Source organism: Achromobacter sp., from assembly GCF_036567245.1.
Lineage (GTDB): Bacteria > Pseudomonadota > Gammaproteobacteria > Burkholderiales > Burkholderiaceae_B > Achromobacter.
The window spans coordinates 1-17,100 of the sequence record NZ_DATCUY010000289.1; the positions used below are offsets into that span (position 1 = coordinate 1).

A 17,100-nucleotide genomic window follows, 5' to 3' on the forward strand; every position below is an offset into this window, starting at 1 on the left:
CCCCCGCCACGTCGGCCACGATGCCGGTCACGTTTGAAGCCGCCGACAGCGCGCAGACCACCAGCGCGCCCTCGCCGGCTTGCAGCGCCGCGTCCAGCTGCGCGAGGTCAGGGCCGCCTGCCGCGCTTTCCGCCAGTTCGACGATTTCCGCGCCGCATTCGCGCCAGGGCAGGATGTTGGAATGATGTTCGTAGGGTCCGATGATGACGCGGACCTTGTTGCCGGCGGCGATGGCCTCGCGCACGCCGAACAGATGCACCAGCCGGTTGATCCCCGCCGTCGCGCCCGAGCCCGCAAAAATCACCGCGTGCTCATCGCCCGCGCCGCAGCAGCGCGCAATCGCCGCGCGCGCCTCACGGCGCAGCCGGGTAATGAAACCGCCGCAATAAGACGCCTCGGTATGCGAGTTGGCGTAGTACGGCAGCACCTGCTCAAGGATGAAGCGCTCGACCTGCATCAGCGCCCGGCCGGACGCAACATAGTCCGCATAGACCAGCGGTTTGACGCCATAGGGGCCATCGACCACCGCATCCTTACCGATCAGGCCTTCGGCCAGCGCCGCGGCGACGTCGTCCGCCTTCAGGCTTGCTTGAAATTGCTGTAAAGGCGTGGCCGGCGCGGCGGTTGTTTTGGTGGTCGTATTCATGTCGAGGATATTCCTGGGAACGTCCAAATATCATACGATGGGAGGAAATTTAAAACCTCACCTAAATTTTGCCTAAATTCACCAATATTGGGTCATTTGATCTTTCAAATGGAAAAAATAGACAAGTTTGATCTGAATATTATCTCGTGCCTGCAAAAGGACGGCGCGCTATCGCAGCGCGAGCTGGCCGATCGCGTCGGCCTGTCGCAAAACGCGTGCTGGCGCAGGCTGCAGCGCCTGAACGCCTGCGGCATCATTCGCGGCACCCGGGCCGAGGTCAACCTGGTCGAACTGGGGCTGGACCTGACGGTCTTCGTAATGATCCGCACCAGCCACCACGCCAAGGCCTGGGCCGATGGTTTCCGGCAACACGTGGGGCGCCTGCCCGAAGTGACCGAGTTCTATCGCATCGGCGGCGACTGGGACTACCTCATCAAGGTGGTCTGCCGCGGCATGGCCGGGTACGACCGCTTCTACCAGAAGCTGATCACGGATTTCGAGCTGTCGACGGTGACGGGGTTCTTCAGCATGGAAGCGATCATCGAGAACCGGCCGCCGGATCTGGCAGGCCTGGAGGGGTAAGCCCGGTGAGCATGACGCATGGGACGCGCGACCCATGCGGACATGACAAAACCGTGATGACGGGACGATCGGATTTGTAATTCCATTGACCGCGGATTGTCGGGCGGCGGCATTCACACTGGCCCTGCCAATCCGCCAGAAGACATGTCCCCGTGGCTTCCGGTCGGTGTGACGCATATCGATCTTCCCTGCTCACGGAGTCCACAATGAAAAAGCTATACGCCGCGGCGGCCGCCACGGCACTGTCCGGCGCCGCCTATGCGCAGCCCTCTTCCGTCACTCTCTATGGCCTTATCGATACCGGCATCGGTTACGCCAACGTCGACGGCGCCTACACCGATCCCGCCACCGGCAACCGCACCCGCGTCGACAGCAGCCGCATCGGATCCACCACCGGCACCACCGCGGGTTCGCGCTGGGGCCTGCGCGGCAAGGAAGACCTGGGCGACGGCCTGTATGCGCTCTTCCAGCTGGAGTCCGGCTACGACAGCCGCAACGGCAATTCGCTGCAAAGCGGCCGCCTGTTCGGCCGCGAAGCCACGGTGGGCCTGGGCAGCGCCGACTGGGGCGAGGTCCGCCTGGGCCGGCAATACAACGTCGCCGCGCGCTACTTCACCGGCATGTTCGGTTCGTCGTTCGGCGGCGGCTTCAATCAATTGAACACCGGCGCCGGCCTGGGCTTCAGCTCGGCCTACTTCGTGCGCTACGACAACCTGATCGTCTATGAAACCCCGTCCATGGGCGGATTCAAGGGCGCCCTGGGCTACGCCTTCAACGCCGACGACCGCCGCCTCGCCCAGACCGGCTTCGCCACCGCCGACAACACCCGCGCCATCACGGCAGGCCTGCGCTACGACAATGGCCCGGTCATGGGCTTTGCCACCTACGACCAACTCAACGCCTCGAACAAGCTAAGCCAGAGCCAGACCGATGCCACGCCGCGTTCCTACATCATCGGCGGCTCTTACGACTTTGAAGTCGTCAAGGTGGCGCTGGCCTACAACCGCATGACCGACGGCTGGTTCGCCGGCAAGGGCTTCCCCAACGGCGGCAACATCGGCGGATTTACCGGCACGCCGTCCTACGCCTTCGTCAAGGGCTTCCGCTCCAACGCCTACATGCTGGCGCTGGCCGCCCCGGTCGGCAAATCGGGCGGCGCGTTCGCATCGTGGCAGCGCGCCGACGCCAACAACAAGCAGCTTACCGGCGGCGATGCCACCAGCAACACCTACAGCCTGGGCTACAACTACAACCTGTCCAAGCGCACCGATCTGTATGCGGTGGCGTCCTACACCACCAATTGGGCCTTCCTGGACAACGCCAAGGCGACCGAGGTGAACATGGGCATCCGCCATCGCTTCTAGCGCCAGCTTTCATAAAACGCTGCAAGCAGGAAATCCCTTGATCGTGCCCTCCTCCGCGAAGGGAAGGCCTGATGATCGCCGCGCGCCTTTCCGGTGCGCGCTTTTTTTCCCTGGTATCGCGCGGCACTTGGCTGCCGGACGCCCGCCGTTCAAGGACCGGCGCAGGTCACAGCGCGCCTTCCGTTAGCATGTAGCTGCCGCCCCGTATCGTATGCAGCAGCTTGGGCCCTGAACCGGCGTCGACTTTTTTACGCAGCCGGCGCATCGCGACCGCAACGGCATGGGACTTGAAATTGCGCTTGTCGTGAATATGCAGCTTCATTTTCCAGACCTGCTCGGCAAGCTCCCATCCCACGCACGCCACGCCGGGCCGCTGCATCAGGAAAGCCAGCAAGCCGAACTCCTTGGGTGTCAGCGGCAGGAACTGCCGGTTGCGGTACGCGCGGCAACGCAACAAGTCCAGCTCCAGGTCGGCAAGCTGCAACCTGGGAGTGGACTCGGGAGGATTGATTACGGAGGACTCAGCCACGCCGGGCTCTCCCGCCGCGCCAGCCGGCTATCAGCGCAGCGCGTTCTGGCGCTGCACTTCGGCCTGGTACTCCGGCCCCGAGCGCAGACGGAAGTATTCAGTAAATGCAGCCTTGTACTCCGGGCTGTAAATATCTGGCGTCTCTTCGCCGCGCCAGAACCGGTCCACGCCCGCGCGCTTCCATAGCGCCAGGTCGGCAAGCACTTCGGCACGCGTCAACGAGGGGCCGTAGGGATTGGCCGAACCAGCGGAAGGCGGCGCGGACTGCGCCAGCGCCGCGCCGGTGGCGGCGGCCGACAGCGCCAGGATCAATGCGGCTTTGCGGATCATCTGCATGCTTAATTCCTATGTATCGTGGAGGGGACTGCACGATCAAATTCTAGGAAGGTGATGCAGACAGAAAGCGGATAGCGGGATTACTTTTTTGAAATGGTAGGCGGCAAGGGCGCAAACACGCCCACCATGCCGCTACCAAGCCAGGCCCTGCTCCGCGAATCCGGGACGCCGCGGCCTCAGGAACACATAGCAATGCTGGAACTCGTCCGCCACGATGTGGCGCGCACCCGCCATGCCCGCTACGCCGCTGCGCCGCGCCGGAAATGTTGGTTGAGATACTCGAAAACCTCTTGCTCCATGAACATCCGGCTAGGCACCCGCAAGCGGAAATCAAGGCCCAGTATCCTGGCAAGAACCGGAGAAGCGCGGAAAACGGCGCGCTTCAGGGCGTAAGGTATTTTTTTTTGACGAACTTCATGATCCTCCAGAACTTCAAGACAAACCCGTATGGCACCAAGTACCAAAGTGGCCCTCCCGCGGGCCAGCGGCCTCACTTATTTTCTGTGAGGTCTGTTCTTTCTACGCAAAACATACCTACTCCGCCGCGGCTTGATCCGGAAAGCGGAATATCTCGGTGTAGACCGGCTCGCTCCAATAGCTCAGCCTTGCGCCCAGTTCGCCATGCGCGCCTTTGTAGTCTTCAATCAAGCCTGCGTAGGTAAGGAAAGTCTTGTCGGACTCGCCGTAGAAGCGATTGAAAGATCGCGACATGAGCGCCTTTCCATCCTCGTCCTTCAACGCGTATTCGATGACGGTCATGGGCTTGTAGCTATCCGTCGCGGAGGCAGCCGCATATCCGGTGCTCAGCCGCAAAAGGAGTTGCATATGCCCTTCGGTGGGCGTCAGGTCCTCGGACACGCTCGCCGCCAGGTCGTCACTGCCCGAGGGACGCGTCACCTTCGTGACCTTCACTTCCCGGCCATCCTTGGCAAGCAAGTCGCCTATCTGCCGCGCGAAAGCCTGGTTGATGCTCTGATCCGGAATGTTCTCGCCAATCAGCTTGGAAAACTCCTCGGAACGGCGTTCGGTACGCGCCTTGAAGTCCAGTTTGTGCGCCGCGTGTGCCGTCAGGCCGACCAAAAGACCTACCGGCCCGAGAATACCGAGCAAGCCGGCCGATTGCGATCCGCCCAGGTCCATGACCACGAAATCGTCACCGTGATAGAAAATTTCCACCGGTTTGCCGGACTGGATCAGGGCTTGATTGGCCTGCTTGTCCAGTTGGTACTTGGGCGGCGGCTGCTTGACTGCGCAACCGCTCAGGAAAATAAGAACGATAGAAAGCAACTTCTTCATGTCTCAACTCAAAAAATAGGAAATCATCAAACCGGCGTTGGACCAGCAGGGATTCATGAAACCGCCGTACAAGAAGGCGAGAGCCAAGGCACCCTCATGAATTGGGCAGCGGTTCGCCCCCCTCTTCCATGGGCGTGAGCGCCAAGGTGCGATAACTGACTGACATTGAGGTCACGGAAATCAGGGTGGCGGCGAATGTCGCAATGGCGGTGTACAAGTAGTAGGCGATGCCCGGCGCGCGCGGCACCTGCAACACAAAGATCCTGGCGGCGTCCAGCAGCAGCAACAGCGGTATGGGTAGCGCGGCCACGGCCAGCAGGCGCAAGCGGTTGCCTCGCACCAAGGCCGCGATCCGCGGTATGTCCACCGTTCCGGTCAAGGCCGCGTGCGGCAAGGCCAGGAAGAAGTAGCCCAGCAAAAAGCATGGCGCCAGCACCAACGGCAACACCAACACAACGCCGAGCCAATGCGGGCCATCCGGCCCTTGCGCAAACAGCATCACGACGTAGGCCAGCAGCGCCATCACGAACATCAAGGCGGCACTCACGAACAGCACAATGAAATACATGCGCTCGGGCTTACCCGCCAGGATGCGCGCGGGCGGCGTCTCGCCCAGCAGAATGCATCGATGCCAAGCCACCGCCGCCAGTACCGGCGCGGCCGTGCTCACCAGCCAGCCTGTCAGTTCCAGCAGCTTGCTCTGTTCGACATACGCCATGTAGTTCAGGTGCATGCCCAGCGCGATGCCCGCCAGCATGATCAGGATCAACAACGGTGACGCCCCGATCAACGGTCCGCCACGGTCGCCCAGATAATCGAGGGTTTGGCGGATGACCCGCAGTATTGGTAGTTTTTGCCGCACGTCTTGCTCCACTTGCGCAGATCATCCCCGCGCTTCGGGGCCAGCCTGGCGGCTGGCTTGTCCTGGCGAGAGGTTGCCAGGTCGGAGCAAACAAAAAAGCCAGGCTGCATTTTCATATGTAGAAGAAGCAGCCCGGCATCTTGATTCGCGCGCGCTGCCATACCGGCAAGGAACTTGGCTTGGTTTCTTCTATCAGTCACTAACGGCAGGCAACCACCTTTCTTAATGCTCCCTTGTCTTTACGCCTTGCGGGATCCAGCGCTTGGTCATCCGCCAATCTCACCGAAAAATAGACGTTCTCAAATATGTCCGGAGACTGCCCAAGTTCGCACACCGGCTGGTTGCACACGGGTTATCCCGGATACGACCACATCAACAAATCGTCAATAATTCGCCAACGTTTTATCGCCGATCCGTCCCCTTCCCCTGCCAGCCCATGCCTGTATCCGTCCGGGACGCCATTGTTTCCTCCTCCCACCTGGCCTCTTCAGCTCCCGAGCTTTCCGAAGTCGAGTTCGGCCTGATCATTGCCTCGCATGCGTTCAACCGCTGGATGGTGCGCTGCATGGCCTGTGCGGGACTGCCCGAGCTGACCTCGCTGGACATCCTGGTGCTGAACCACGTGTTCCATCGCGGCCGGGGCAAGAAACTGGCGGACATCTGCTTCACGCTCAATGTCGAAGACACCCACCTGGTGAACTATTCACTGAAGAAGCTGGAGCGCCTGGGCGTGGTGCAAAGCGCCAAGACGGGCAAGGAAGTGATCTACACCGCGACCGACGCCGGCGCGGCCGCGATCCAGCGCTACGCCGAGGTGCGCGAGCAGTGCCTCGTCAAACCCTTCATCGACTCCCCCGCCGCGGACGAAGCCAGCCATCAGCTGGCCAACACCCTGCGCGCCCTTTCGGGCCTGTACGACCAGGCTGCCCGCGCCGCCACCTCGCTGTGAGAATCCACGTTGTCTAGCACTACTGCATCCACTTCCGCCCCGCTGCTGTCCGTGCGCGGCGTGTCGGTCGACTTCAATACCGAAAACGGCGTGTTCCGCGCCGTCGACAACCTGGATTTCGAGGTACGCCCCGGCAGGACGCTGGCCATCGTCGGCGAGTCGGGCTCGGGCAAGTCGGTCACGTCCATGGCCATCATGCGCCTGACGGACTACACAAGTGGCCGCATCGCCACGGGCCAGATCCTGTTCCGCGACAGCGCCGACCGCGAGATCGACCTGACCGCGGCCTCCGATGAAGACATGCGCGCCATCCGCGGCAATGACATTGCGATGATCTTCCAGGAGCCGATGACCTCGCTGAACCCGGTGTTCACCATCGGCGACCAGATCATCGAGGCCATCATGCTGCACCAGCAGCTGTCGCGCTCAGCCGCGCGCCAGTCGGCGTGCAAGCTGCTGGAAAAGGTGCGCCTGCCCGACGCCGAACAGATGCTGGACCGCTATCCGCACCAACTGTCGGGCGGCATGCGCCAGCGCGTGATGATCGCGATGGCGTTGTCGTGCCAGCCCCGCCTGCTGATCGCCGACGAACCGACCACGGCGCTGGACGTCACCATCCAGGCGCAGATCCTGAACACCATCCGCGAGCTGCAGCGCGATCTGGGCACGGCCGTGATCTTCATCACGCACGACATGGGCGTGGTGGCGGAAATGGCCGACGACGTGGTGGTGATGCTGCGCGGCAAGAAGGTCGAGCAAGGCACGGTGGACGAAATCTTCAACGCGCCCAAGCATCCCTACACCCGCGCGCTGCTGGCGGCGGTGCCGCGCCTGGGCAGCCTCACGGGCCGCGACCTGCCGCTGCGCACGCCGCAGACCGTGCTGGAAGGCGACACGCTGCGAGAAGTGGGCGAAACCCGCGAGCAGGACACGGCGCGCTACGACGAGCCCGTGCTGCGCGTGGAGAAGCTGACCACGCGCTTCGACGTGGGCCACAATTTCTTCGGCCGCGTCACGCACCGCGTGCACGCCGTGGAAGAAGTGAGCTTCGACGTCTATCCCGGCGAAACCCTGGCGCTGGTGGGCGAATCCGGCAGCGGCAAGTCCACCATCGGCAAGACCTTGCAGCAGCTGGTGGCGCCGACCTCGGGCGCCGTGCGCTACAACGGCCAGGACATTTTCTCGATGGACAGCGCCGGCCGCCAGCGCCTGCGCCAGGAGATCCAGTACATCTTCCAGGATCCCTACGCTTCGCTGGATCCGCGCAAGACGGTGGCCTTCAGCATTGCCGAGCCCATCCGCACGCACGGCCTCCTGAGCGGCGAGGACGCCATCGCCCGCCGCATCGGCGAACTGCTGGAGCAGGTCGGCCTGAAGCCGGAACACGCCAAGCGCTATCCGCATGAATTCTCGGGCGGCCAGCGCCAGCGCGTGTGCATCGCGCGCGCGCTGGCCAGCAATCCCAAGCTGATCATCGCCGACGAATCCGTGTCGGCGCTGGACGTATCGATCCAGGCGCAGATCCTGAACCTGCTGATGGACCTGCAGAAGGACCGCGGCCTGTCCTATCTGTTCATCACGCACGACATGGCGGTGGTGGAGAAAGTCAGCCACCGCGTCGCGGTCCTGTACCTGGGCCAGATCGTCGAACTGGGCACCCGCCGCCAGATTTTCGAATCGCCACAACACGCGTACACGCGCAAGCTGCTGGCCGCCGTGCCGGTGGCCGAGCCCGGCCGCCATATCGACACCTCGCTGATCGAAGGCGAGATCCCCAGCCCGGTAAGGCACGTCGGCGACGAGCCCGCCATCATTCCCCTGGTTGAATTCGCGCCCGGCCACCAGGTGGCCCGCGCGGCTTGAGCCGCATCCCTTTTCCACGTCGGCCGACCCGACTTCCCGTCCCTGGAGTTGAACATGCTCTCCCTACGCAAAACCTACACCGTCACCGCCCTGGCTTTGGCGCTGGGCGGCGCGCTGCCCGCGGTCTTCTCGACCGCGCACGCCGCCGGCACGCTCAACGTCGCCATCAACCAGGACCCGGGCAGCTGGGACCCGATCGACACCTTCGTGACCTTCTGGGGTTCGGTCGGCAGCAACCTGTATGACGGCCTGACCATGCGCGGCGCCGACCTGAAGCTGCAACCGGGCCTGGCCACCAGCTGGGAATACCTGGACGACAACAAGCGCCTGCGCTTCAAGCTGCGCGAAGGCGTCAAGTTCCACAACGGCGAACCCTTCAACGCCGAGGCCGTGAAGTTCACCTTCGAACGCCTCTTGGGCGCGGAAGGCGCCAAGGGTCCGCAAAAGGCCAACTACGACTCGATCGGCGAGATCAAGGTCGTGGACGAGTACACCGTGGACTTCATCCTGAAGCAGCCCGACCCCGTCCTGCTGACCAAGCTGGCCGGCTACGGCGCCATGATCGTGCCGCCCAAGTACATCAAGGAAAAGGGCGAGGACAACTTCAACATCAACCCGGTAGGCACCGGCCCGTTCAAGTTCGAAAGCTATCAGCCCAAGGTCAACGTGACGCTGGCGCGCAACGACGACTACTGGGGCGGCAAGCCCAAGCTGGACAAGGTGGTCTACCGCTTCATCGGCGAACCCGGCACCCAGGTGGCCGAACTGCAGGCCGGCCGCATCGACATCGCCACCTTGATCCCGCTGGGCCTGATCGAAACCGTGAAGAAGTCCGGCAACGCCGACGTCATCTCCACGGGCGGCCCGGTTGCCTTTGCCCTGCGCTACAACACCAAGAACGGCATCACGCAGAACCGCGACGTGCGCCGCGCGCTGATCATGGCGGTGGACCGCGACGCCATCGTCAAGCAGCTGCTGCTGGGCCAGGCCAAGACCATCGCCAGCTTCCAGGGCCCGCAGTCGTTCGGCTACAACCCCGAGCAAAAGCCCTTGCCCTTCAACCCCGCCGAAGCCAAGAAGCTGCTGGCCGCCGCAGGCGTGAAGCCGGGCGCGACCGTGCAGATCGATGTGCGCGGCAGCGATTCGAACTTCCGCGAAGTGGCCCAGGCCGTGTCGGGCTACCTGCAAGGCGTGGGCGTGCGCGCCACGATCAAGCCGTATGAAACCGGCGTGCTGCTCAATGACATCATCCCGGGCGGCAAGACCGGCGAGATGTGGCAGAACCAGTGGGGCGGCTGGACCTATGACTACGACAACACGGCCTACCTGATGTACCACACGGGCCAGAAGTGGAACCCGTACGACAACGACGCCAAGCTCAACGGCATGCTGGAAGCGCAGCGCACGGTCTACGACGTGAAGAAGCGCGAAGCCATGCTGCAGGAGATCGCCGGCTACGTGGCCGACCAGGCGCTGGAACTGCCGCTGTACAGCCTGAATACGATTGTCGGCGTGAACAAGCGCGTGAAGGATCTGGAAGTCCCGGGCGACATCCGCTTCCGCTTCCTGAACGCCGCTGTGGAGTAAGGCCCCCCCGAAGCGCTACGCGCTTCCCCCCCAGGGGGGCATGCCAGCGGACCGGCAGAGCCCGGCTCCGCGGCATCCCGCTGGGGCTAGACCGGTTGCAAGTGGTGCGATGGTGCCATGAACAACCGAAAAGCAGCTTTCAAATGGCATTGGCGCTGCCTTGACGCATTAACCCCACCGACCGTTCCGGCGCAAGCCGGGGTGGTGATTTATGACCGGATTTCTCATCAAACGCGTGTTGCAGGCCGTCTTCGTGATCGTGGCCGTGACCTTGCTCGTCTCCTATGCCGTGCGCCTGACCGGCGACCCCGCGCTGATGCTCAGCCAGGGCTCGGGCAGCGTCACCGAGCAGGACCTGGCCAATATCCGCCAGGCGCTGGGCCTGAACCGGCCCTTCCACGAGCAATACCTGTCTTATATGCAGGGGCTGCTGCACGGTGATTTCGGCCGCAGCTTCATGGGCGGCACGTCCGTTGCCAAGCTGATAGGCGACGCCCTGCCCGCCACGCTGATGCTGGCCTTCACCTCGCTGCTGGCATCCATCCTGATCTCGTTGCCGCTGGGCATCCAGGCTGCGATCAAGCGCGGCAAGGCCACGGACCAGGCCATCCGCATCCTGTCGCTGGTGGGGCTGTCCTTCCCCAACTTCTGGCTGGCGCTGATGCTGGTGCTGCTGCTGTCGATTACCTTCCCGCTGTTGCCGCCTTCCGGCTGGAGCGGTCCCGCCAGCCTGGTGCTGCCGTCGCTGACGATGGCCATCATCCTCAGCGCCACCAACATCCGCCTGGTGCGCACCACCATGCTGGAAACGCTGTCGGCGCAATACATCATGGTGGCGCGCAGCAAGGGCCTGAAGGAACGCGTGGTGCTGTACAAGCACGCGCTGCGCAACTGCGCGATTCCGCTCATCACCTACCTGGGCTTGCAGTTCGGCGGCTTGATCGGCGGCATCGTCGTGATTGAAATGGTCTTCAACTGGCCCGGCCTGGGCACGCTGGCGTTCGACGCCATCTCCGGCCGCGACTACCCGGTGCTGCAGGGCACGGTCACCGTGCTGGCCACCGTCATCGTCCTGGTCAACCTGATCGTCGACATCGCCTACGGCATCGTCGACCCCCGCATCCGCACGCGCTGAGCCTTATGCAGACTACTACCCCCACCGCCGCCGCCCCCAAGGCGGCCAAGCCCCGCAGCCGCTACCGCTCGCTGGAATTCGTGCTGGGCGCGCTGCTGACCGGCGCCATGATCCTGCTGGTGCTGACCTCGGGCTGGCTATTCCCCGACGGCGGCGAAGCCATGGACCTGGCTGCCCGCCTGACCGCGCCCTTTGCCTCGGCGGCGCATCCCTTCGGCACCGATCCGCTGGGCCGCGACGTGCTGGCGCGCGTCATCGTCGGCGGCAAGATCTCGCTGACGGTGGGCTTCGTCTCGGTCATCGGCGGCGCCTTGCTGGGCATCGTCATGGGCCTGATCGCCGGCTACTACCGCGGCTTCTGGGACATGATCGTGATGCGCTTCGCCGACGTGCAACTGGCGCTGCCGTTCATCCTGGTGGCCATCACCTTCATCGCCATCCTGGGCGGCGGCCTGTTCAACGTCATCTTCTTCATGATCGTGTCGCAGTGGGTGCAATACGCGCGCCTGGTGCGCGCCCAGGTCCTGGCCCTGCGCGAACGCGAGTTCGTGCTGGCCGCCCGCGCCTTCGGCGTGCGCGACCTGGCCATGATCCGCCACCACATCGTGCCCAACCTGCTGGGTCCGCTGGTCATCCTGATGACCCTGAACGTCGCCAACAACATCCTGCTGGAAAGCAGCCTGACCTTCCTGGGCCTGGGCGTGGATCCCATGATCCCCAGCTGGGGCGGTATGCTTGCCGACGGCCGCACCTACATGCAGACGGCCTGGTGGGTCAGCGTCTTCCCGGGCCTGGCCATCATGCTGACGGTACTGGGCCTGAACCTGCTGGGCGACTGGCTGCGCGACCGCCTGGACCCGACCGGCAAGGTCTGAAGCCGCCCCGGTCCGCCTGAAAGGAATATCGAGTATGTCTTTGCTGGAAAAAACATTCGACCGCACGCTGGACGCCTGGACCCACGCCTACATGGCGCCGGCCTGGCGCGGCGCGGTCGTGGAAGGCTGGCTGTTCGAAGGCGTGGAGGCGCGCCGCGCGGCGCAGGAGCGCCTGGCGCAGGTCGGCGTCACGGCGCGCTTTCGCAGCGCCTACAAGCCGCTGTTGCACTACTTCCTGGAAGAGGTCGAACGTGACGGGCTGGCGTCCGTCGTGGTGCGCTATCCGCTGCACGAGCATGCCCAGGCCAAGCGCTTCACGCTGGAAGCCTATCCGCTCATCGCGCTGCTGGACGGCGTGGACGTCACCATGCAGGCCGGCGCCAGCGACCTGCACTACGACGTCAGCCTGAGCTACGCCGACGGCCGCAAGATCGATACGCGCGTCTACGCGCCCAACCAGATCGGCCACGCCCAGGACGGCACGCCAGAGCTGTCGCCCAGCGGCTGGCTGCGCGTGCGCGATGCCGAAGGCGCGCTGCAGACCGATGCCGCCCAGGCCACCGAGTACCAGCAGGCATTCCGCGCCATCGTAGACACGGTGCGCAACCATGCCTGGGGCTCACATGAGCCCTATTTCGAACGCCTGGAAATCCGCGTGGACCTGCCGGGCATCGACTTTGCCCTGCCGGTGGACGAGGAAATCGTCAGCACCTTCGAGGCGCTGCACGAAGACATCTATTTCTCGCTGCTGGAACACTTCCAGAAACATTCCGGCCGCCCGTCCGGCGACCGCGGCCTGCAACCGGGCCAGATCATTCCCGACATCCGCCGCCACGATGGCGCGGCGCGCGTGCAGATCTCGCTGGAGCATTTCGGGGCCTTGACGCCCGTCGCTCCCGCCACGCTCGATGCGCCGCTGGCCCAGGTCCGCGAACCGCTGTCGGCCGGCCAGATCGCCGGCTGCATGGCCGCCTTCGGCGGCGACGCCTTCCAGGCCGTCTCGCGCCAGGGCCGTCCGGTGCTGGGCACCTACCTGCGCGGCCCGGGTCCCGCCGTCTTCATCTCGGGCGCGCAGCATGCCAATGAAACCTCCGGCGTGGTCGGCGCCCTGCGCGCGGCGCAGACACTGGCCGCGCGCGGCGACGCCCATTTCGCGCTGATCGCCGCCGAGAATCCGGACGGCTACGCGCTGTTCAACCGCCTGCGCGAGCACCATCCGCGCCACATGCTGCACGCTTCGCGCTACAGCGCGCTGGGCGACGACATTGCCTACCGCGAACGCGCCCCGTTCTTCGAACGCGAAGGCCGTCACCAGGCGCACGCCATCAGCGGCGCGCAACTGCACATCAATCTGCACGGCTATCCCGCCCACGAATGGACGCGGCCGCTGTCCGGCTACCTGCCGCGCCACTTCGAGCTGTGGACCATCCCCAAGGGCTTCTTCCTGGTGCTGCGCCACCACCCGGGCTGGGGCGATCGCGCCCGCCGCCTGATCGAAGGCGTGACCGCCAGGCTGGCCCGCAACGTCCCCGGCCTGGTCGAGTTCAATGCCCGGCAGCTTGAACTATTCCAGGCGCACGCGCTCGAAACTGGATTCGACGTGCTGAACGGCATCCCGGTGCAGATCAGCGAAAGCGACCGCGAAGACCTGCCCCTGGCGCTGATTTCGGAGTTTCCGGATGAAACCGTCTACGGCGACCGATTCGTTTTCGCGCATACTGTGCAAATGGAAACCGTCCTGGCGGCGACCGAGCTCTACCGCGCAGGGCTCTAGCGGCAAAAAGCCCGGCGCAAACAAGGACCGCGCCGGCACCCGACCTGTAAAACCATTAGAAAAATGAATATCCGAGAACGCAACCACGGCGATGATCTGGCCCTGGTGGACATCTGGCTCCGTTCCGTACGCGCCACCCACACGTTCCTGACGGAAAAGGAAATCCAGGCCATGTACCCGCAGGTGCTCAACACCCACCTGCCTTCGGTGCGGGTCTGGGTCTGTGAGGACGATGCCGGCGAGGTCGCCGGCTTCATGGGCTTGAACGGCAACAAGGTCCAAATGCTGTTCGTGGACGCCAACAAGCGCGGCAAGGGAGCGGGCCGGCGCCTGCTGAACTTCGCGCGTTCGCTGCACGGCACCCTGCTGGTGGACGTGAACGAACAAAACCCCCAGGCACACGGCTTTTACAAGCACTACGGTTTCGAGGACGTGGGCCGTTCGGCGCAGGACGAATCGGGCCGTCCCCGTCCCATCATCCACATGAAGCTGGCGGGCTGATGCCCTGCTGGCGCCGTCCATCCTGACAGGCGCGTCTAGCCCTTGGACTGCTCCGGATGCCTGGCTCGCCAGGCTTTCAGCGCTTCCCGGTAGTCGTCCATGGCTTCGTTATAGGTGTCATAGACACAGGGTATGCAGCCGCTGTTGCAACATTCTTCGGGCGCGGGCGCTTCGGGCGGAACGGGCTGCGGGTCGTCGGCGGGGATCTGCTTGGTGCTCATACCCGAATCTTAGCGCCGTTGCCCGGCAGCGGCGTCCGCCTCCGGCAGCGGCCATTCGGCGCGGCGGATTTCGTAGCGGCGCTTGCCTGCGCCGCCCTCGCCCGCGCCGCCGATCTGGCGCATGCCGCACTTTTCCAGCACCCGGCAGGACGCGGTGTTCTCTTCCAGCGCCACGGCGGCCAGCGCCTCCACGGACAGCCGCTTGAACCCCAGCGACAGCAACGCCTGGGCGATTTCCGTGGCGTATCCCTTGCCCCAGCTCGCGGGCAGGAAGGCATAGGCCACCTCGACCTCGTCGCGGCCGCGCGACTGGGTGCGCTTCAAACCTGCCCGGCCCGCCAGCGCGCCGCTGGCGCGGTCAACCAGCACATACATGCCGTAGCCCTGCTCGGCCCAATGCTCGACGTTCTGCAGCAGATAGCGGCGGCTAGCCGAGTCGGTCCGGGTGCCGCCCATGGTGGCCATGAGGCGCTCGTCCGCATGCATGGCGGCGATGAAGGAAAAATCGGTTTCGTCCATGCGCCGGGCGTGCAGCCGGGCGGTCTGGAAAATGTCGGGAAGTAGCGTAGCGGACATGGCAGGCGGAAGCGATGGGGTGCCGCACATGATACCGGCGGCCGGCCTGCCGGCCCATCGTCCAATGGACGAATCCCCCAGGCCGAGGCCGGCCCCGGGGTGCGGTCGTCAGTCGCGGCGCAGGCCCAGGAAACTCCAGCGCACGTCGGCGCGGTCCAGCATGTCGTCACGCGAACTGAGATGGTGCGAAGACAGGCCGTGGCCGGCTGCCAGCGCGACCGTTTCCTGCGCGGACACGTCGAACATGCGGCGTCCTTGCGGCACCGGGCCGTGCCGCAGCGACATCAGGATCTGGCCCTGCGGCGCCAGCAGCGCCGCCAGCGCCTGCATGCCCAGGCCGCGCTCATTGGCGTCCAGATGCATCCACACGGCCGTCAGCATGATCACGTCGAACACCCGGCCCTGGCGCCGCAGGACAGCCAGTTCGGGCAGGGCGTCGTCGACCCACTCCAGATTGGGCAGCGCGTGGCGGCGTTGACCCTCCTGGCGCAATTCGGGGGTGGGTTCGGCCGCCACCACCGCATGGCCCATCCGCGCCAGCGCCGCGGCGTCGCGCCCCGATCCCGCGCCTATGTCGGCGATGCGCGACGGCGCCGCGGGGATCAGGTGCGCCACGTCGCGGTGCACGTCCGCGAACGCGATGCTCTCGTACTGGTCTGCCAGGGCCGCGGCGTTTTCGCCATAGCCCTGCGTGCCGGCAGCCCCTGTCATTACTGGGCCGCCGGGCGGGCCTGGATCGCCGCGGGCGGCCAGGTGGCCTTGATCGCATCGTAGATGCGCTTGCCCACGCGACCGTCCTCGGGCAGCTTGCGCTTGACCTGTTCTTCGCGCACTGCATCGCGGGTCTTGCTGCCCGGAATGCCGTCAGCCACGCCTACGTCATGGCCCAGGCCGTAGAGCATCTCCTGCAGCTCCTTGATCTGCGCGCGCGACAGGCCGGGGTCGTCCGTGGGCCAGGCCGCGACGAGGTCCGGACCGCCCTGCAGGCGGTTGAGCAGCATCGACACCGCCAGGCCATAGCGGCGCGACTGGTTGTAATGCAGGATGGCGTCGAAATTCACGGTGGCCAGGAACACCGGGCCGGCGGAGCCGGTGGGCGCGAACAGATAGGCCTGCTCTTCGTTGCCCGAGGGCAGCTTCAGCGCGGCGCCGTTGCCCTGCTTCAGGCCGGCCTGGGCCCATTGGGCGATCGTGCGGCGGTCCTGCGAGCCCACGTATTCCGCGTCGGGCGAGGCCGGGATGGCGGCGGCCAGCTCGGCCGGCACGCGCACTTCGATTACGGCGGGCAGGTTGTGGGTCCACTTGGCGCGGCGCTTGCGCAGGTGATTGGCGGTCGAGGCCAACGCGTCGGGCAGCGAGTTGTACAGGTCGATCTTGCCGTTGCCGTCGCCGTCAGCGGCCAGTTCATAGAACGAGGTCGGGATGAACTGCGTCATGCCGAAGGCGCCGCTCCAGGAGCCGATGAAGTTATCCGCCGGCACCACGCCGTCACGCAGCAGGCGCACCGAGGCGTAGGCGTTCTTTTCCCACAATTGCTTGTTCTCGGTGCAGGCGCGCGTCAGCCATGCGTCCAGCACATTGGTCTTGCCGACCTGTCGGCCGTAGTTGGTCTCGATGCCGAAGATGGCGACCAGCGTAGCCGGGTCCACCTGGTACTGCTGGCTGATGGCCGACAGCTGCGGTCCGTACTTGGCGAGCACGGCAAGGCCGTCGCGCACGCGCTCTTCGTCCACGGTTTTGGCGATGTAATCCCACCAGGCTTCGCGGCCTTCGGGCTGGCCCTTGGCGGATGCGACCGTGGTGGGCAGCAGCTTGGCGTTGGCGGTGTACTTGTCCCAGTCCGCGACGGTCAGGCCGTTGGCCGTGGCGCCTTTGCGCAGCTTGGCGATGCAGGCCTTGGTGTCGAGTTCGGTCGGGATGATGACCGTCGGAGCGACAGTGGCGGTGGCGGCCGGGGCTGCGGTTGCTGCGGGCGCGGCCGTAGCTGCGGGAGCTGCGGTGGCG

General features: G+C 64.9%; 18 protein-coding genes. 9 read left to right on the top strand and 9 right to left on the bottom strand.

Features of this window, described 5'->3' with window-relative positions; genetic code table 11:
* Nucleotides 1-646, bottom strand: a 646-nt coding sequence (locus tag VIR09_RS12865) for an aminotransferase class V-fold PLP-dependent enzyme (protein WP_332013218.1), incomplete at its 3' end; no start/stop codon positions are given.
* 108 nt (nucleotides 647-754) lie between these two features.
* Here VIR09_RS12865 and VIR09_RS12870 point away from each other — a divergent pair.
* Both VIR09_RS12870 and VIR09_RS12875 read left to right on the top strand, forming a co-directional pair.
* Nucleotides 755-1,228 (top strand): Lrp/AsnC family transcriptional regulator, encoded by a 474-nt coding sequence (locus tag VIR09_RS12870; RefSeq protein WP_332013219.1) that lies wholly within the window; start codon nucleotides 755-757, stop codon nucleotides 1,226-1,228.
* A gap of 206 nt (nucleotides 1,229-1,434) precedes the next feature.
* Nucleotides 1,435-2,592 carry a porin gene (locus VIR09_RS12875; RefSeq protein WP_332013220.1) on the top strand — a complete coding sequence of 386 codons (1,158 nt, stop codon included), beginning with the start codon at nucleotides 1,435-1,437 and terminating at the stop codon, nucleotides 2,590-2,592.
* A gap of 166 nt (nucleotides 2,593-2,758) precedes the next feature.
* Here VIR09_RS12875 and VIR09_RS12880 read toward each other — a convergent pair whose 3' ends face one another.
* The 4 genes from VIR09_RS12880 to VIR09_RS12895 all read right to left on the bottom strand — a co-directional run bounded on the left by VIR09_RS12880 (nucleotide 2,759) and on the right by VIR09_RS12895 (nucleotide 5,615).
* Nucleotides 2,759-3,076, bottom strand: coding sequence for a winged helix-turn-helix domain-containing protein (locus tag VIR09_RS12880; protein WP_332013221.1), 318 nt, complete (start codon nucleotides 3,074-3,076; stop codon nucleotides 2,759-2,761).
* Between the two features lie 75 nt (nucleotides 3,077-3,151).
* Nucleotides 3,152-3,457 carry a DUF4148 domain-containing protein gene (locus VIR09_RS12885; protein ID WP_332013222.1) on the bottom strand — a complete coding sequence of 102 codons (306 nt, stop codon included), beginning with the start codon at nucleotides 3,455-3,457 and terminating at the stop codon, nucleotides 3,152-3,154.
* 534 nt (nucleotides 3,458-3,991) lie between these two features.
* A complete protein-coding gene (locus VIR09_RS12890; protein WP_332013223.1) occupies nucleotides 3,992-4,753 on the bottom strand; it encodes a hypothetical protein in 762 nt (253 codons plus the stop codon).
* A gap of 94 nt (nucleotides 4,754-4,847) precedes the next feature.
* Nucleotides 4,848-5,615, bottom strand: a complete 768-nt coding sequence (locus VIR09_RS12895) for a hypothetical protein (protein WP_332013224.1) — start codon at nucleotides 5,613-5,615, stop codon at nucleotides 4,848-4,850.
* 436 nt (nucleotides 5,616-6,051) lie between these two features.
* On the opposite strand from VIR09_RS12895, the gene VIR09_RS12900 reads away from it, so the two are divergent.
* From VIR09_RS12900 to VIR09_RS12930, 7 genes are all read left to right on the top strand, one after another.
* Nucleotides 6,052-6,564: a winged helix DNA-binding protein gene (locus VIR09_RS12900; protein WP_013394892.1), complete on the top strand. Its 513-nt coding sequence runs from the start codon at nucleotides 6,052-6,054 to the stop codon at nucleotides 6,562-6,564.
* A gap of 9 nt (nucleotides 6,565-6,573) precedes the next feature.
* Nucleotides 6,574-8,427: a dipeptide ABC transporter ATP-binding protein gene (locus VIR09_RS12905; RefSeq protein ID WP_332013225.1), complete on the top strand. Its 1,854-nt coding sequence runs from the start codon at nucleotides 6,574-6,576 to the stop codon at nucleotides 8,425-8,427.
* Nucleotides 8,428-8,481: 54 nt separating this feature from the next.
* Nucleotides 8,482-10,014 carry an ABC transporter substrate-binding protein gene (locus VIR09_RS12910; protein ID WP_332013226.1) on the top strand — a complete coding sequence of 511 codons (1,533 nt, stop codon included), beginning with the start codon at nucleotides 8,482-8,484 and terminating at the stop codon, nucleotides 10,012-10,014.
* A 211-nt stretch (nucleotides 10,015-10,225) separates the two neighbouring features.
* Nucleotides 10,226-11,149 carry an ABC transporter permease gene (locus VIR09_RS12915; RefSeq protein WP_013394895.1) on the top strand — a complete coding sequence of 308 codons (924 nt, stop codon included), beginning with the start codon at nucleotides 10,226-10,228 and terminating at the stop codon, nucleotides 11,147-11,149.
* A gap of 5 nt (nucleotides 11,150-11,154) precedes the next feature.
* A complete protein-coding gene (locus VIR09_RS12920) occupies nucleotides 11,155-12,024 on the top strand; it encodes an ABC transporter permease (RefSeq protein WP_332013227.1) in 870 nt (289 codons plus the stop codon).
* Between the two features lie 34 nt (nucleotides 12,025-12,058).
* Nucleotides 12,059-13,798 (top strand): peptidase M14, encoded by a 1,740-nt coding sequence (locus tag VIR09_RS12925; RefSeq protein WP_332013228.1) that lies wholly within the window; start codon nucleotides 12,059-12,061, stop codon nucleotides 13,796-13,798.
* Between the two features lie 63 nt (nucleotides 13,799-13,861).
* Entirely contained in the window at nucleotides 13,862-14,299 is a 438-nt protein-coding gene (locus VIR09_RS12930) for an acetyltransferase (RefSeq protein WP_332013229.1), read from the top strand.
* Between the two features lie 35 nt (nucleotides 14,300-14,334).
* On the opposite strand, the gene VIR09_RS12935 is transcribed toward VIR09_RS12930, so the two are convergent.
* The 4 genes from VIR09_RS12935 to VIR09_RS12950 form a co-directional block, all read right to left on the bottom strand.
* Entirely contained in the window at nucleotides 14,335-14,520 is a 186-nt protein-coding gene (locus tag VIR09_RS12935; RefSeq protein WP_332013230.1) for an oxidoreductase-like domain-containing protein, read from the bottom strand.
* 9 nt (nucleotides 14,521-14,529) lie between these two features.
* Nucleotides 14,530-15,096: a GNAT family N-acetyltransferase gene (locus VIR09_RS12940; RefSeq protein WP_332013231.1), complete on the bottom strand. Its 567-nt coding sequence runs from the start codon at nucleotides 15,094-15,096 to the stop codon at nucleotides 14,530-14,532.
* Nucleotides 15,097-15,204: 108 nt separating this feature from the next.
* Nucleotides 15,205-15,807, bottom strand: coding sequence for a class I SAM-dependent methyltransferase (locus VIR09_RS12945; RefSeq protein ID WP_332013232.1), 603 nt, complete (start codon nucleotides 15,805-15,807; stop codon nucleotides 15,205-15,207).
* On the bottom strand, nucleotides 15,807-17,100 hold a 1,294-nt coding region (locus VIR09_RS12950), incomplete at its 5' end, for a lytic murein transglycosylase (protein WP_332013233.1). The genes VIR09_RS12950 and VIR09_RS12945, both read right to left, overlap by 1 nt.

What these genes read in the sequence shown, in the direction of transcription:
- VIR09_RS12870 (WP_332013219.1), top strand. Translation starts at nt 755, where the DNA reads ATGGAAAAAATAGACAAGTTTGATCTGAATATTATCTCGTGCCTGCAA.
- VIR09_RS12915 (WP_013394895.1), top strand. Translation starts at nt 10,226, where the DNA reads ATGACCGGATTTCTCATCAAACGCGTGTTGCAGGCCGTCTTCGTGATC.
- VIR09_RS12935 (WP_332013230.1), bottom strand. Translation starts at nt 14,520, where the DNA reads ATGAGCACCAAGCAGATCCCCGCCGACGACCCGCAGCCCGTTCCGCCC.
- VIR09_RS12925 (WP_332013228.1), top strand. Translation starts at nt 12,059, where the DNA reads ATGTCTTTGCTGGAAAAAACATTCGACCGCACGCTGGACGCCTGGACC.
- VIR09_RS12930 (WP_332013229.1), top strand. Translation starts at nt 13,862, where the DNA reads ATGAATATCCGAGAACGCAACCACGGCGATGATCTGGCCCTGGTGGAC.
- VIR09_RS12900 (WP_013394892.1), top strand. Translation starts at nt 6,052, where the DNA reads ATGCCTGTATCCGTCCGGGACGCCATTGTTTCCTCCTCCCACCTGGCC.
- VIR09_RS12890 (WP_332013223.1), bottom strand. Translation starts at nt 4,753, where the DNA reads ATGAAGAAGTTGCTTTCTATCGTTCTTATTTTCCTGAGCGGTTGCGCA.
- VIR09_RS12875 (WP_332013220.1), top strand. Translation starts at nt 1,435, where the DNA reads ATGAAAAAGCTATACGCCGCGGCGGCCGCCACGGCACTGTCCGGCGCC.
- VIR09_RS12940 (WP_332013231.1), bottom strand. Translation starts at nt 15,096, where the DNA reads ATGTCCGCTACGCTACTTCCCGACATTTTCCAGACCGCCCGGCTGCAC.
- VIR09_RS12945 (WP_332013232.1), bottom strand. Translation starts at nt 15,807, where the DNA reads ATGACAGGGGCTGCCGGCACGCAGGGCTATGGCGAAAACGCCGCGGCC.
- VIR09_RS12920 (WP_332013227.1), top strand. Translation starts at nt 11,155, where the DNA reads ATGCAGACTACTACCCCCACCGCCGCCGCCCCCAAGGCGGCCAAGCCC.
- VIR09_RS12885 (WP_332013222.1), bottom strand. Translation starts at nt 3,457, where the DNA reads ATGCAGATGATCCGCAAAGCCGCATTGATCCTGGCGCTGTCGGCCGCC.
- VIR09_RS12910 (WP_332013226.1), top strand. Translation starts at nt 8,482, where the DNA reads ATGCTCTCCCTACGCAAAACCTACACCGTCACCGCCCTGGCTTTGGCG.